The sequence below is a fragment of the Haematomicrobium sanguinis DSM 21259 genome (assembly GCF_000688395.1).
Lineage (GTDB): Bacteria > Actinomycetota > Actinomycetes > Actinomycetales > Micrococcaceae > Haematomicrobium > Haematomicrobium sanguinis.
In genome coordinates this window covers 67,071-82,492 of record NZ_JIAG01000009.1, presented here as the reverse complement: position 1 = coordinate 82,492, position 15,422 = coordinate 67,071, and the positions used below count along the sequence as shown (strand labels likewise).

The 15,422-nt window shown below is 62.1% G+C and carries 14 protein-coding genes; 12 read left to right on the top strand and 2 right to left on the bottom strand.

From position 1 onward, the window contains the following. The first annotated feature begins 11 nt into the window (after positions 1-11). From O148_RS0109260 to O148_RS0109205, 12 genes are all read left to right on the top strand, one after another. A complete protein-coding gene (locus tag O148_RS0109260; protein WP_026530682.1) occupies positions 12-209 on the top strand; it encodes a ubiquitin-like protein Pup in 198 nt (65 codons plus the stop codon). Beyond that, positions 209-475, top strand: a complete 267-nt coding sequence (locus tag O148_RS0109255; protein ID WP_026530681.1) for a hypothetical protein — start codon at positions 209-211, stop codon at positions 473-475. Before O148_RS0109260 ends, O148_RS0109255 begins: the two co-directional genes overlap by 1 nt. Positions 476-481: 6 nt before the next feature. Further along, a complete protein-coding gene (gene pafA, locus O148_RS0109250; RefSeq protein WP_026530680.1) occupies positions 482-1,858 on the top strand; it encodes a Pup--protein ligase in 1,377 nt (458 codons plus the stop codon). 155 nt (positions 1,859-2,013) lie between these two features. Next, entirely contained in the window at positions 2,014-2,979 is a 966-nt protein-coding gene (locus O148_RS0109245; protein ID WP_026530679.1) for an FKBP-type peptidyl-prolyl cis-trans isomerase, read from the top strand. Between the two features lie 47 nt (positions 2,980-3,026). Beyond that, a complete protein-coding gene (locus O148_RS0109240) occupies positions 3,027-3,422 on the top strand; it encodes an FKBP-type peptidyl-prolyl cis-trans isomerase (protein WP_026530678.1) in 396 nt (131 codons plus the stop codon). Between the two features lie 71 nt (positions 3,423-3,493). Further along, the gene (locus O148_RS0109235; RefSeq protein ID WP_026530677.1) at positions 3,494-5,464 is read left to right on the top strand and encodes a helix-turn-helix transcriptional regulator; all 1,971 of its coding nucleotides are present in this window, start codon (positions 3,494-3,496) and stop codon (positions 5,462-5,464) included. Between the two features lie 10 nt (positions 5,465-5,474). Next, a complete protein-coding gene (locus tag O148_RS0109230) occupies positions 5,475-5,837 on the top strand; it encodes a hypothetical protein (RefSeq protein ID WP_026530676.1) in 363 nt (120 codons plus the stop codon). 31 nt (positions 5,838-5,868) lie between these two features. Next, positions 5,869-6,141: a Sec-independent protein translocase subunit TatA gene (tatA, locus tag O148_RS0109225; protein ID WP_026530675.1), complete on the top strand. Its 273-nt coding sequence runs from the start codon at positions 5,869-5,871 to the stop codon at positions 6,139-6,141. A gap of 5 nt (positions 6,142-6,146) precedes the next feature. Next, positions 6,147-6,974: a twin-arginine translocase subunit TatC gene (tatC, locus tag O148_RS0109220; RefSeq protein WP_026530674.1), complete on the top strand. Its 828-nt coding sequence runs from the start codon at positions 6,147-6,149 to the stop codon at positions 6,972-6,974. A gap of 57 nt (positions 6,975-7,031) precedes the next feature. Further along, positions 7,032-9,833, top strand: a complete 2,802-nt coding sequence (locus tag O148_RS0109215) for a DEAD/DEAH box helicase (RefSeq protein ID WP_026530673.1) — start codon at positions 7,032-7,034, stop codon at positions 9,831-9,833. 55 nt (positions 9,834-9,888) lie between these two features. Beyond that, entirely contained in the window at positions 9,889-11,589 is a 1,701-nt protein-coding gene (locus O148_RS0109210; RefSeq protein ID WP_026530672.1) for an amidohydrolase, read from the top strand. A 567-nt stretch (positions 11,590-12,156) separates the two neighbouring features. Beyond that, positions 12,157-12,882, top strand: a complete 726-nt coding sequence (locus tag O148_RS0109205) for a polyprenol monophosphomannose synthase (RefSeq protein WP_026530671.1) — start codon at positions 12,157-12,159, stop codon at positions 12,880-12,882. 202 nt (positions 12,883-13,084) lie between these two features. Here the strand turns inward: O148_RS0109205 and O148_RS0109200 are convergent, their stop codons facing one another. Continuing rightward, positions 13,085-13,432, bottom strand: coding sequence for an RNA polymerase-binding protein RbpA (locus O148_RS0109200; protein ID WP_026530670.1), 348 nt, complete (start codon positions 13,430-13,432; stop codon positions 13,085-13,087). An 81-nt stretch (positions 13,433-13,513) separates the two neighbouring features. Continuing rightward, positions 13,514-15,352: an ABC transporter ATP-binding protein gene (locus tag O148_RS0109195; RefSeq protein ID WP_035745702.1), complete on the bottom strand. Its 1,839-nt coding sequence runs from the start codon at positions 15,350-15,352 to the stop codon at positions 13,514-13,516. Positions 15,353-15,422 lie beyond the last annotated feature (70 nt).

Below are 15,422 nucleotides of genomic sequence, written 5' to 3'. Positions count from 1 at the left end.
AGGAGAATGCGATGTCATCGGAACAGCTCCAACCGCAACGCGGCGAGCAGGAAGAAGAGACCCCGGACCCGCTCACGCCTGGTGCCGGCGGCACCGGCGGGGGAGCGAACGTGCAAGCCGCAGATGACTTGCTGGACGAGATTGATTCGGTCTTAGAATCCAATGCCGAAGAATTTGTGCGCGGCTTTGTGCAAAAGGGCGGGCAGTAGTGGCTGAAGCGGTCGGTCGGGATGCCCACCGCATTCTCGGCAACGGCATGCAATCCTTCACGCGGTTGCTTCAGGACACCCGTCCTGAGTTACTGCCGCCCGCAAGCTTCGGAACCGGCCCCGCGTCCGGGCCGGCCGCGCGGGACGTGGCAGTGTCGGTGCTGGACCGCGATCCCGAAACCCTGCGCGCATCTCACCGGTGCTTCCGGCAGCTCGCGACTGACGAGATCGCAACCGTTCTCGGTGCGGGACAGAAACAACCCTAGGACGTCATGGACCGACGCATATACGGCATTGAAACCGAATTCGGCATCGCCTATTCGGATCCGGCGGGCCGCCAACTCGCACCCGAGGAGATCGCCCGATTCCTGTTTCGTTCCGTGGTGCAATGGGGGCGCTCATCCAACGTCTTTCTCAGCAACGGAGCGCGGCTCTATCTCGACGTGGGGTCTCATCCCGAATACGCGAGCGCCGAATGCGATAGCCTGCGCGACCTGATCTTGCAGGATCGGGCCGGAGAGCGGATTGTCCAGGGTTTGGTGGACTCGGCCCAAGAGCGCATGGCGAGCGAAGGCTACCGCGGAAAAGTCTATGTGTTCAAAAACAACACCGACTCGGCGGGAAACTCCTACGGCAGCCATGAGAACTACCTCATCCCGCGCAAACTCGAATTCTCCCGGCTGACCGAGTCGCTGGTGCCATTTTTGGTGTCCCGGCAAATCCTCGTGGGCGCCGGGAAGGTCTTAGACACCCCACACGGACACATCTACGCGTTCACTCAGCGCGCCGATCATATGTGGGAAGGCGTCTCATCCTCGACCACTCGCTCCCGCCCCATCATCAACACCCGGGACGAGCCGCACGCCGACGCCGAGTACTACCGGCGGTTGCATGTCATTTCCGGCGACTCCAACATGTCGGAAGTGACCACGCGCCTCAAAGTCGGAACCGTAGATCTGCTTTTGCGCATTCTCGAAGCCGGGACCATCATGCCGGACTTCAAACTCGAGAACCCGATTCGCAGCATTCGCGATGTGTCGCATGACCTCACCGGCACCGCACCTATCCGTTTGGCCAACGGCAAAAGCACGACGGCGTTGGACCTCCAGAGTGCCTACCTGGAGATCGCGAGGGGTTTCGTGGAGAAAAACGGTGCGCACCACGAGTACATGGCCGAGATTTTCGACCTTTGGGAACGTACCATCGCCGCCGTGGCGAGCGGCGATTATTCCGGGATCGACACCGAAATCGATTGGGCCATCAAGAAGAAGCTGATTGACCGGTACATGCAGCGTCACGGTCTGGGGTTGGATGCGGCACGGGTGGCGCAACTGGATTTGACCTACCATGACCTGGCCGAAGGGCGAGGGCTGTTTCAGTTGGTGGAGAGTAGGGGCCAGGCGAAGCGTCTTTGCGCCCCCGAGGCGGTGGAAGCCGCGCGAAGTGAACCGCCCCAGACCACGAGGGCGCGGTTGCGGGGGAGATTCGTGGAGGCGGCGCGCCGGGCACACCGCGACTTTACCGTGGATTGGGTGCACTTAAAACTCAACGATCGGGCGCATCACACGCTCCTGTGCAAGGACCCCTTTCTCGCCGAAGACGAGCGGGTCGATGCCATGATCGAGGCGCTCAACGCGTTAGGGCAGTAGCCGGTCAGCTCGCGGTGAGCCGGTGTGGACGAAACTCCCAGCATCGGCGCGTACCTTAAACCCGTACTGTGAAATTGAGTGTGTCCCCGTTGCGGGAGCTATCTTTGGCACGTAGAGTGCCCTAGGACCCTGAACCCCATCAAGAAAGTAGCCTTGTGCGCAAACTTGTCGCCGCGCTGACGGCATCCCTACTTCTCCTTCTCACTCTTGGCGCCTGCGCCAACAGTGACTCCTCCACCGCCTCCTCCGGCCAATCCGGCGCCTTGGACGGTGTGAAAGTCACCGTCGAGGACAAGACCAAGGCACCCAAGGTGGAAATCACCAGCCCGGTCTCGGTGACCGAGCCCGCCGCCGCGTCCAAGGTCGCCGGCGACGGCGCCGACATCAAGGAGGGCCAGCAACTCAAGGTGCAGTTCGCCCTCATCGACCCGGCAAATGGTTCGGTCCTTCAAGACACTTACTCCAAGGATCCGCAAACGGTGTCCATGGACGCGTTCAAACAGGACCCCGCCCTGTATGACGTGCTCAAGAAGAGCAAGGTCGGCGTCCAGGTTGCCTACGCGATCCCGGGACAGCAAACTCCAGTCGACCCATCGGCGTCGCCCTCGGCCAGCCCGACGACTCCGCCCTCCCAGCTCATGATCATGCAGGTGGTGGAAGCGAAGGACGCTCCCGGCAAGGCCGACCAGGGCACGGTCGACCAGTTGAAGAAGGACGGCGCACTGCCCTCCGTGGACACCAAGGACCCGAAAAAGCCCGCTTTCCAAGCACCGAAGAACCCGCAAGAAATCGATCAACTCGTTGTTGACGTGATCGAGGAGGGCGACGGCGAAACCATCACCAACGGCGCCACCGCCGAGGTGAACTACGCGGGTTGGACCTTGAGCGATGGCAAACAGTTCGACTCCAGCTTCGAACGGGGCCAAGCGTTCCCAGTAACCGTGGGTCAGGGTCAAGTCATTAAGGGTTGGGACATGGGTCTTGAGGGACTCAAGTCTGGTACCAAGGCCATCCTGACCATCCCAGGCGACCTCGCCTACGGAGACAACGCGTCCGGTGGGCGCCCGGCAGGCACCTTGGTCTTCTATGTTGAGATCGGCAAGGTCACCCCACCCCAGTAACCTGGGAAGACCAGGAACGTCGCGAGAACACGAGAAAGAAGGCAACCATGTCATTTGGCGAACGAAATTTGGACCGCACGAAACCTGAAATCGATTTCCCCGGCGAAAACGCACCCGAGGAACTGGTGATCACCGATCTCATCGAGGGCACCGGCACCGAAGTTGTTCCCGGTTCACGGGTTTCGGCCCATTACGTGGGTGTTGCCCACTCCACCGGTGAAGAGTTTGATGCCTCGTGGAACCGCGGCGCACCCTTGGACTTCCAGGTCGGTGTCGGCCAGGTCATCCAAGGCTGGGACGAAGGGTTGCTCGGGATGAAGGTCGGCGGTCGCCGTCGCCTCGACATTCCGGCCAACCTCGCTTACGGCGATCGTGGCGCCGGGAATGCCATTGCTCCGGGCGAGTCGCTCATCTTCGTGGTGGACCTCGTCGACGTGAAGTAGCGCCGACACTCTATCCACACCTGCACGGCCTACCTGCCGCACGAACACGTTGCGGCAGGTAGGCTTTTTACGTGTCCGCACAACGCACCGAAAGACTGCTCACCCTGGTCCAAGTCCTCTTGGGGAGTCGACTGGGCCTGACCAAGCGCGACATCTTTGACGCGGTCGAACTTTATGATTACGCCGACACCGAAGTGGCCAAGGAAAAACTCTTCGACCGGGACAAGGCGACATTGCGGGAGCTCGGTATTCCGCTCTCAACCTCCGGGGAGGATGAACTCTTCGAGCACGAAACTTCGGGAACCCGATACCGTATTGACCCCACCAGCTACCGCCTGCCCGAACTGCACTTCACCGCACCGCAAGCCAGGCTTCTGCAACTCGCCTCAAGCGTCTGGGATGAGCTTGTCCTAGGACAGTCGGCGCGCTCCGCGCTCAGAAAACTAGGCATCCAAGAAGAAGCAAGTCCCGCGCTTGGTTCTGGCCACGGCGTCACGAGCGCGAAACTCAACCAACTCACCGAGGCGTTGCGTGATCACAAGGTCGCCACCTTCGACTACCGGAGCGCGAACGGCGACATCCAGCAGCGGAAAGTGAATCCGTGGGGGATAGGAACCCGCTACGCGCACTGGTATCTCATCGGTTTCGATCATGCCCGCAACGAGGAGCGTGTCTACCGGGTTTCGCGCATTATCGGCGAGGTAGGAATCGCGCGTTCTGCCTCGGCTGCACCCGCATATGACATCCCCGCCAATTTTGACATTAAGCGCGCACTGGCCGATATCAGCGAGGCTGTTCCGGAGCGGGACGCCGTTTTCCGCCTCGTTCCCGGACGCGGCCACATGCTCCGGGCGGCCGCCCGCGCACCGGAGGGTGAGGGCGCAGACGCCAACCCCAATGTGGTGACGATACCTTTTCGCTCCGAAGAACACCTGCTCGGGCTGATTCTCTCATCGGCAAGAGCAGTTCTCGACGTGACGCCGCCCCGGTTGCAATCGCTCGCGCAGGAGCAGTTAGCAGCCATAGCTGGCCTCCATACTGCGGCCGTTCCCGAAACGGCAGAGCTCGAGCGCACCCGCCGCCCCATGCCGCCGCGTGAACTGGCCGAACATCGCGTGGTTCGGCTATTGGAATTGATTCCCTATCTACAGGCGCACCCCGGTAGCAGACTCAGCGAGCTCGCAGCCGAGTTTTCCGTGTCCGAAGAGAAGATCCGTGAAGATTTAGACCTGCTCTTTGTGGCGGGCCCCCGCTATTATCCAACCGATCTCATTGATCTCACCATCGATGATGACGGCCGAGTCTTCGTCGAGGATCCGCAAAAGTTTGATCGGCCGCTCACCTTCACCGTGGATGAAGCAAGCGCCCTCGTGACCGGGCTGGAAGCGTTGCGCGATATTGTGGCCGATCCGCAGGAGATTGATGCCACCCAAGCGATCATCAGGGCGGCGCTTCCCGACGGTGCGCTTGAAAACAATATTCACACCGAACTCGTCGGGTTGGGGCTGGGGGAGACCTATGCCACCCTGCAACAGGCCATCCAGGACGGAGAGCAGGTGCGTCTGGAATACCTCAATCCGGTTCGTGACGAGCGCAGCGTGCGAAGGGTCGACCCCTGGTCGCTGACCCAGGAGCAGGGCCAGTGGTATCTGAGCGGATGGTGTCATCTCTCCGAGGAGCCGCGCACCTTCCGCCTGGATCGCATTGCTGCCCTCGAGCGCGAACACGTCGCACAGACGCATCCATCGCACACCGACGGGTCCATCAGCACGGCAAGAACTCACACCTGCACCCTGCGCGTCCTCCCGGGAAGCACGTATCCCGCTTCGCCAACCGGCAACCGATTTACGGACGGAAGCGTGGAGGCAACCCTGGAAGTCTTTGACGATGAATGGCTACCGCAACTGCTGTGTACCTACCCGGGGGAGATCCAGGTGCTCGAGCCGACATCAGCCCGTGACGCGGTGACCCAATGGCTCGCCGAACTTCCGCTCCTGGCTGACACGGAGCAACACGCGCAATCATCGGATCAATTGCGTTAGAGTATTCGCTATGCCGTGGTGGTTTTGGATGTTGCTGTGGGTCGTGATCATTCTCGCGAGCCTACTTCTGTATGCCTGGCTCGGCTGGCGGCTCTTCCGCCAGGGACGCGCGCTGGTGCGGGACGCCTCCACACAAGTGGCACGTTTTAGCCAGGTCGCCGATGAGCTGCGCGCCTCCACCTCAGCCTTCGATACGGAGAAGTTTCAGTCAGAGGGGCTGGCCAAGAGCGGAATTTATGAGCCCTTCATCCAGGCACAGACCGCGTATGTAGCGGGAAAGCAGCAGCGCCGCGAGAAGCGACGGCTAGTCCGGATCCAACGCAAGCTCACCCGCAACCAACCGCAGTCACTTCGTGACCTAAAACACCTGTAAAGTTTAAGTAGCTAAGAAAGGCTTTTTCATCATGTTGGGTAATCTCCAGGGATGGCACATCGTCATCATTCTCGTGGTCGTCGTTCTGCTCTTCGGCGCGCCTAAACTTCCCGGACTTGCTAAGAGCATTGGACAGTCGATGCGCATCTTCAAGTCCGAGGTCAAGCAACTCAAGGATGAGAAAGAGGAAACCAAGAAGGACGAGTACGGCAACCCCATTGCCGAAGGCGAAATCATCGAGGAAACCCGCACCACGGTGCGCCGCGAAGGTAACACCGAACCTCCTTCCTCCACGACGCGCTAGGCCCCATGGCCCTACAAACGAAGCGAAAGGCCAACCCGGAAGGCCGGATGGCCCTTCGCGAGCACTTGCGCGAATTACGCAACCGGCTCATCAAGGCGATGATCGCCCTGTTGCTCGGGTGCATTGCAGGATTCTTCCTCTATCAACCGGTCTTTCGTGTGCTCTCGGAGCCAATCGCGGAACTCCAAGAACGCGGCCGCGTCGCGACTCTAAACTTTGACGGCGTCGCGTCCTCCTTCGACCTCATGTTCCAGACATCGCTGTTCATCGGCTTGATTCTGGCTAGCCCGGTGATTTTGTATCAGGTTTGGGGCTTCGTCACCCCGGGGCTGAAGAAAAACGAGCGTAAATACGCGCTGAGCTTTATCGCGGTCGCTGTTCCGCTCTTCCTCGCCGGCATCGCCACCGCCTACATCATTTTGCCCAGCGCGGTCTACGTGCTGACCGGATTCGTGCCGGACGGCGTACCCACCTCGAACATCATCACCGCGCAAATGTACCTGATGTTCGTCATGCGCCTCATGATCGCGTTCGGCATCGCCTTCGTCCTCCCGGTCATCCTGTTTGGGCTGAACCTGATCGGCATCCTCAAGGGCAAAACCATTCTGAAGTCCTGGCGCATCACGGTCTTCATCATCTGCCTCTTCTCCGCGATCGCCACCCCAGGTGGCGACGCGCTCACCATGTTCGCGATGGCCGGACCGCTCCTGTTGCTCTTCGGCCTCGCCATCGGCTTGAGCATTTGGAATGACAAACGCCGCGAAAAAAAGAACGCGAAACTCGTCGCCGCGGCGGAGGCCGAGATCAAAGCCACCCCGGTCAAGGACCTCTAGGCCACGCCGAGAGCACAACTGAACGTCCGCCGTCCCTGCGCGCATTAGGCTAGAAGAATGAGCTCACCCGCGCAACGCTACGCCGAATCCCAAGAGCGCAACCGCCTCGCCAAGACCGAATTCGGCAAATTCAGCCAGGGCCAGGGCTTCGACCTCGATCCCTTCCAAATCCAAGCCTGTCAGGAACTCGAAGCCGGCAAGGGTGTCCTCGTCGCAGCCCCCACCGGCGCGGGCAAAACCATTGTGGGCGAATTCGCGGTGCACTTGGCGCTCGCCCAGAGCAAAAAGGCGTTTTACACCACCCCTATCAAAGCCCTTTCCAACCAGAAGTACACCGAGCTCGTGCGCACCTACGGGCCAGAGCGGGTTGGGCTGTTGACCGGGGACGTCTCCATCAACCCGGAAGCGGATGTGGTGGTCATGACCACCGAAGTGCTGCGCAACATGATTTACGCGGACTCGAGCACCCTGGAGCACCTCGGGTTCGTGGTCATGGATGAGGTGCACTACCTCGCCGACAAATTCCGCGGCGCCGTCTGGGAAGAAGTCATCATCCATCTTCCCGAGAGCGTGCAGCTGGTCTCGCTGAGCGCGACCGTCTCCAACGCCGAAGAATTCGGTGCCTGGCTGGACACCGTGCGCGGGGACACCTCGATCATTGTCTCCGAACACCGGCCGGTGCCCTTGTGGCAGCACGTGATGGTCGGAAACCGCATCCTGGATCTCTTCGTCAACGAGGTCAGTTTCGACGAATTGGACACTGTTGACGGCGCCGACCCGCAGGTCAACGGTGCCCTCATCGACCTTGCCAAAGATGAGACACGGCTCAACCAAGCCTCCGGGTGGGGCCAGAATCGTTCCCGCCGCGGCGGACACCAGCGCCGCCGCTACACCGCACCCAAGACCAAGCACCGGGTGGCCAGCCGCGTCGAAGTCATCCGCGCCCTCGACCAGGCCGGGCTGCTCCCGGCCATCACCTTCATCTTTTCGCGCAACGGCTGCGACCAGGCGGTCGCCCAGTGCGTGTCCAGCGACCTGTGGCTCACCACCGAAGAAGAGCGCCGCGAGATCGCCCAGGAGATGGACGACGGCGTTGCTCACCTCCCCGAGGCAGACCTAGAAGTGCTGGGCTACTGGGGATTCAGAGAAGGCCTGTTGCGCGGCTTTGCCGCACACCACGCCGGAATGCTGCCCACCTTTAAAGAGATCGTGGAAAAACTTTTTGCCCGCGGGCTCATCAAGGCGGTGTTCGCCACCGAGACGCTCGCGCTCGGGGTGAACATGCCGGCACGCAGTGTGGTGCTGGAAAAATTGGACAAGTTCAACGGTGAAAACCACGTACAGATCACGCCGGGGGAGTACACCCAGTTGACCGGACGGGCTGGCCGGCGCGGTATCGACGTGGAAGGCCATGCGGTCGTGCTGTGGCAGCCCGGCACCGACCCGGCCGCCGTCGCCGGTCTCGCTTCTCGCCGCTCCTACCCGCTCAACTCCAGCTTCCGACCGACCTACAACATGAGCATTAACCTCATCTCCCAGTTCGGGGTCAAACGCACCCGGAGCATCCTGGAGTCCTCCTTTGCGCAGTTCCAAGTCGACCGGTCCGTGGTCGGCATGGCCAAAGAGGTGCGCAACCGGGAGGAGTCGCTCAAGGGCTACGAGAAAGCCATGGAGTGCGATCGCGGCGACTTCGCCGAGTACGCGGCTATCCGCCGCGAATTGGGGGACGCCGAGAAGGGCGTGGCCAAATCGAAAAACCGGAACCGACGCTCGGCGGCCGCCCGCTCACTCACCGATCTGCTACCCGGGGACGTGCTCAAGGTGCACGGACGAAAATTTGGAGGGCACGTCGTCGTACTTAACCCGGACTCCGCCGCGCCGCAACCGCGCCCAACCGTGCTCACCGAAGACAAGCATCTGCGCCGGCTCGGCGTGCAGGAGCTGGACGGTCCTGTCGAAATTGTGTCCGCGATCCGGGTGCCCAAGCGCATTGCGGCGAAAACGCCGAAGGAGCGTCGCGACCTGGCCTCCTCCATGTTGGCGGCGCTACGCGAGGGGCGGCCGCCGCGGCACCGCACCGAGGCGCACGTGGAGGGCGGAAGCAGCGATCGCGAAGAGCAGATTGCCGCCTTGCGCCGTCAACTGCGGGCGCACCCCTGCCAAGGGTGCCCGGACCGTGAAGCGCACGCGCGCTGGTCGGAGCGGTGGACCCGGTTGCGCAAGGACACCGACGTGCTGATTTCACAGATCAAGGGCCGGACCAACACCATTGTGAAGACCTTTGACCGGGTGTGCCAGGTGTTGGCGGAGAACGAATATCTGGAGCGGGACGCCGAGCACGGCTGGGTGCCGACCGAGCGCGGGCAACAGTTGCGGCGCATTTACGGGGAGCGCGATTTGCTGACCTCGATGACCCTGTCCGCAGGTGCCTTCGACGGATTAGAAGCGGCGCAAGTGGCCGCCCTGGCCTCGGTGCTGGTGTATCAGGCGCGGCGCGAGGAAGCCGGTTTGCCGGGCAAGGTGCCGCCGGGAATGGACGCGAGCATCGACACGGTTATCCGTTTGTGGTCCAAACTGACCGACCAAGAGGAACAGGCCCGTTTGCCGGAGACCGCCGAGCCGTCCTTTGGTCTGCTGTGGCCGATGTACAAGTGGGCGCGCGGCCGCTCGCTCTCGCGGGTCCTGGAAGGCACCGAATTGGCCGCCGGCGATTTTGTGCGCTGGGCGAAGCAGGTCATCGACGTGTTGGACCAGTTGGCCAAGGTGCCGCACATTGCCCCGGCGTTGCGCGGCACGATCGATCAGGCTGTTGACCTGGTGCGGCGGGGCGTTGTTGCCTCCACCGTGGTCGAAGGCTAACGGACGCAGGTCTGCGCGGGCTCGTCAGCCCGCGAGGTGAAAGGAATACATTGTTGTGAGTGATGAAGCTGTGCCCGCAGAGCGGACCCTGTACCTGAACGGATCCGTGTATTCGGGCGCGGACCCGTTTGCTACGGCCATGATGGTGGAAGGCTCCACGATCGCGTGGCTGGGTTCGGAAGAGGCTGCGGCGACCTTACGCTCCGAGGCGGATCGGGTGGTCGACCTGGCAGGGGCCGTGATCACGCCCGGGTTTGTGGACTCGCACGCGCACATTACCGAGACCGGGCTGGCATTGGTGCAACTGGATCTGCGATCGGCGCGCTCCGCTAGTGAGGTGTTGGAGGCTGTTGCGCGCCGTGCGTCCGAAGCCCCGGGGGAGCGGATTGTCGGTTTTGGCTGGGATGAGACCACCTGGGATTCCCCCGTGCTGCCCACATCTGAGGAACTGTCCCGGGCCGCCTCGGGGGCTTCTGTCTATCTCTCACGTGTTGACGGGCATTCCGGGCTTGCCTCGGCCGCGCTGGTGGCCGAGCTGGGCTTGGGCGAGCATCCGGAAAACTCTGCGGGTTGGTTGCGCGGCGAGGCGCGCAAGATGGCGAATCTTGCCACCGCGCCCGTCTCGTCCAGCGAACGAGCCCGCGCGCAACGCACTGCCCTGGAGCGGGCGGCATCACTCGGGTTTGTGGCGCTCGTCGAGAATGGTGCACCACAGATTCAAGCGGTGGCGGACGTGCGCGAACTCCTCGAGTTAGAAGGCTCGCTTTATGAGGGCGGCACACCGCTGCCGGAAGTACAAGCGCTCTGGGGGGAGTGGGTGGACTCGCCCGAGGCGGCCGCGGACATTGCGGCACGGTTTGAGGGGCGGTTGCTCGGGCTGGGCGGGGATCTGAATGCGGACGGGTCCCTGGGGTCGCGGACCGCGCACTTACGCGAACCGTATTCCGACGATCCGGCCACCCGAGGTGTGGCCGCGCTCGACGCCGATCAGATTGCAGCGCACATTGCGGCCGCATCCACCCTTGGCGGGCTCGTGGGGTTCCATGTGATTGGCGATGGCGGTGCCGAAAACATTCTTGCCGCGCTCGGAACGCTTCGGCTCCAGGACCCGAAAGCGCTCATGCGAGCCCAGGTGCGCCTGGAACATGTCGAACTGCTGCGCGACTCCGATATTGAAGCCCTCTCCGGATTCCCGGTGCACGCGAGCATGCAACCGCGTTTCGATGGTTTGTGGGGCGGACCCGACGGCCTCTACGAGCGTCGGCTGGGGGATCGGGCGAGCTCGATGAACCGGTTCGCGTCTCTCTTGCGAGCAGGCGTACCGCTGGTGTTCGGCTCCGACTCGCCGGTGACCGAGATGAACGGGTGGCGCTCGGTCAAAGACGCCGCGTACCACCACAACCGGCAAGAGCGGATTTCCGCGCGCGCCGCGTTCCGTTCGCACACCCAGGTGCCCTGGCGGTTCACGGCACTTCCCGGCCGTACGGCGGCACCGTATGACGGTTTCGAGGACCTGCGCACTCATGCGCTAATGGGGCAACTCGCCGTCGGCGCACCCGCGTCCTTTGCGATCTGGGACGCCGAAGAATTGGCGATCGAGGTTCCCGATAGCCGTGTGTCGGTCTGGAGCACCGACCCGCGGGCCGGCACCCCCATGCTTCCGGCGCTGGATTCCTCGCGGCTTCCGGTGTGTTTGAGCACCATCCACTACGGGCGCACGCTCTATGAAGACGGCTCACTGGGAAGTTCAAGCTAACGTTCAAAGATTTCTGTGCCCGGTGATCCCGGCGGCACCCGGTGTGACTAGGGCAAACTCACAAAACCGCAAGTCAGGGCCGTGTTGACACCGAGCCTAGGACATACCAGAATCGAAGTTCTACGGGTTCCGCTGTGCTGGAATCCGGCCGCAACAATCGAGAGCACGCAGAGAAGAATGCTGGCGGTTATCCGCTGGGTTTTCTGTGTCTGTTTTCCTGTGCGCGGTGACCTATACGGGTAGGCCCATACGTCAGTAGAAAACAAAACTAGAGCAGGAACAGCGCCCTGGTTTTGGCCCGAAGGCGTATGGGCCTACCCATTTTCTTTTCCCCTCCCGCCCCTGCCCATTCCCGCCCCACTCGCTATCGACTGTGCAAGACACGCGCGCGACACGCCGTTAAACCGTGCATTATCTGCACAGTGGATTTCGAGTGCGCAAATTCCGGGTTGCGCGCCGCCTCATTTATACTGGAATTTCGCTCGCCTGTTGCCGCACCCTTTTCGTGTCTTGGCAACCCCTGCCGAGCGGCCCGTCCCCTGTTCGCTTTTACGAAGGATTCCGCCTGTGCGCGTTGTGACCATCATCCCGACCTACAACGAGATTGAGGCACTCCCGGTCACCTTTGGACGGTTGCGCGCTGCGGTACCGGACAGCGACGTGTTGATCGTGGATGACAACTCACCGGACGGGACCGGGGAGTGGGCCAACGAGCAGGCGGCTAAAGACTCCCAAGTGCACGTACTGCACCGCACCGGCAAAGAGGGACTCGGGGCCGCGTACATTGCCGGATTCCGCTGGGCGCTGGCCCGCGATTACGACGTCATCATTGAACTCGACGCCGACGGATCGCACCGCCCGGAGCAACTTCAAGGATTGATCGACGCGGTCGCGAGCGGAGCCGACCTCGCCATTGGGTCACGGTGGGTGCCCGGCGGCGAGGTGGTCAATTGGCCGTGGTACCGCAAGGTCATCTCGGTGTGCGGCAGCACCTACTCGCGGCTCATGCTCGGCCTCAAGGTTCGGGACATCACCGCCGGCTTCCGCGCCTTCAACCGGCGCACCCTGGAAGCAATCGACTTCGATGCCATCGAATCCAAGGGTTACGGGTTCCAGGTGGACATGACCTTCCGGGTGGCGCAGCTTGGCTTCACGATCGTGGAGGTGCCCATTAGTTTTGTTGAGCGTGAACTCGGTGCCTCCAAGATGAGCGGAAACATTGTGGTCGAGGCCATGTGGAACGTCACCAAGTGGGGCCTGGCTTCGCGGTGGAAGAAGCTCGCCGGCAAATGAGTGCACCGCGGTGACTTTCGCGGCGCCAAGATAGACCCATAAACGTTATGGGTCTGCCGGCACAGAAGACCGGACCCGGAAACTCGCTCTACCAGCCACAAAGTAGAGGTGCGCCGACCCCGCAAGGCGCGCAACGCCGTCGTACGTAAAGAACAAGCCCCGCACCACCAATGGTGATGCGGGGCCTTCTTGATTGAGAAAACTAGGCCGACTGGCGTTCGCCGCGGCGGGCGCGCAGGATGTTGAGGCGATCCTCGAGGATCTGCTCCAATTCCTCGACGCTGCGACGCTCGAGCAGCATGTCCCAGTGGGTGCGGACCGGCTTTTCGTTGCTGTCTTCGGGCTTCTCGCCGTTGACCAGCACGGCTTCCTTACCGGACTTGGAGACCCAGGTCGCGGGAATTTCGGCTTCGGCGGCGAAGGTCACAAAGACCTGTTCGCCGTCTTCGCAACGGTATTCGATCCGCTGACGAGGAGCTGGCTCCACTCCGGATTCGGTTTCCATACTTTGCGCGCCAAGGCGCATGCCGCGGAGGCTGCGATCGCTCATGTGTACTCCTCGAGTTGTGGGCCAGAGACGTTATTAACAACGATGTGAGACGGTTCGTTGTTCCGGCACCCAAACATTAAACTATAGTGGTTCGCTTGACTCGCCGTAAAGTCCGGCGTATAAACCGCCGGCAGCGAGCAGTTCCAGGTGGGTGCCGGATTCGATCATGTGCCCGCGTTGGAACACGAAAATCCGGTCGGCGCCGGTGATGGTGGAGAGCCGGTGCGCAATCGCGATGGTGGTGCGGCCAGCCATGACGTTCTCCAACGCTTCCTGCACCACGCGTTCGCTGACGGTGTCCAACGCGCTGGTGGCCTCGTCCAGGATGAGGATTGCCGGGTTTTTCAACACGACGCGTGCGATGGCAAGGCGCTGTTTTTCGCCGCCGGAGAGCCGGAATCCGCGTTCGCCGACGATCGTGTCATAGCCGTCAGGGAACTCGGCGATGCGCTCGTGGATATTGGCGATGCGCGCCGCGTCCTCAAGCTCTTGGGCGGTGGCATCCGGTTTGGCGTAGCGCAGGTTTTCGGCGATCGTGGCATGAAAGAGATAGGTCTCTTGGGTGACCATCCCGATCGCCGCGCGCAACGAATCCATGGTGAGGTCGCGGATGTCCTGGCCGTCTACTTTTACGCGGCCGCCGGTGACCTCGTAGAGGCGGGGCACCAAGTAGGCGAGCGAGGTTTTCCCGGCACCACTTGGTCCCACGAAGGCCGCAAACTCGCCCGGTTTAATGGTGAGGCTGACGTCTTGGAGTGCCGGAGGGGTGTCGGTGCCTTCGGCGTCGGGGTAGCGGAAGGTGACGTCCTCTAGGGCGACCTCGCCGCGGACCGTTCCCGGGTTGAGCACCCTGGCGCCCGGGCGATCCTGTATTGCCGGCGTCAGGTCCATGTACTCGAAGATGCGCGCGAACAACGCCTGGCTGGTCTGCACGTCCAGCGACACGCGCATGAGCGAGAGGAGCGGACCGCTCACGCGGGCCTGCAACGTTGTGAACGCCACGATGGTTCCGGCGGTGATAACCCAATCTTGGGTAATGAGAAGGCCCGCGCACAGGTACACGATCGCGGGGGTGGCGTTCATGACCAGTTGCACGGCGCCGAAGAAGCGCTGGCCGGTCATTTGCTGCTTGATCTGCAGGCGGACCTGCCGCCGATTCTCGGCAGCGTAACGCTCGGTCTCTGCGTGTTCTTGGTTGAACACCTTGGCGAGCACAATCCCGGAGACACCGAGCGCTTCCTGAGTGACCGCGGTCATTTCCGAGAGTGACTCCTGGGTCTGGCGGGCAATTTCCTGCCGGATCCGGCCGATGCGCACTTGCAGAATCACTAATAGCGGCATCAGGAAGAGCGCAACAATGGTCAGTTGCCAGGACAGAATGATCATGCCGGTGAGAGCTGAGGCGACGGTGACCACATTGGAGATGATCGCCGGAATGGTGCTGGTGAGCACACCCGACACCCCGCCGACGTCATTGGCAAGACGGGACTGAATAACCCCCGTCTTGGTACGGGTGTAGAACGCCAGGTCCATGGCCTGCAGGCGGCCAAACAGTTCGGTACGGATGTTCGCAACCACATTGTTGCCCACCGTAGTGGTGATGTACGTGCGCCAAATCCCAAGGGCCACCCACACGATGGACACCAGCAACATCAAACCCACCAGTTCCCACACGATGTCCATCTGAACTCCGCCGCTGGGCGGGAATAAGCCGCGATCAAAGAGCTGCTGGGTCAACAACGGCACCGCGACAACCAGCGCCGCCGTGACCACCACCAGCACGGAGGTGAGAATCAGTTTGCCGCGGTAGGGCCGCAAAAGCCGCAAAATGCGGCGACCCAAATGGCGGATCTGGGGCCGTTCGCCGGTCTCCGGAGCGCGGAGCAGACGCCCGCCGCCACCCATCGGCATCCCACTCATCGACACCATCCTTGTCTCGCCACACTCATGCGGCCCCGAGCAAAACTGTACCCCACCCCTCCGGCGCCGG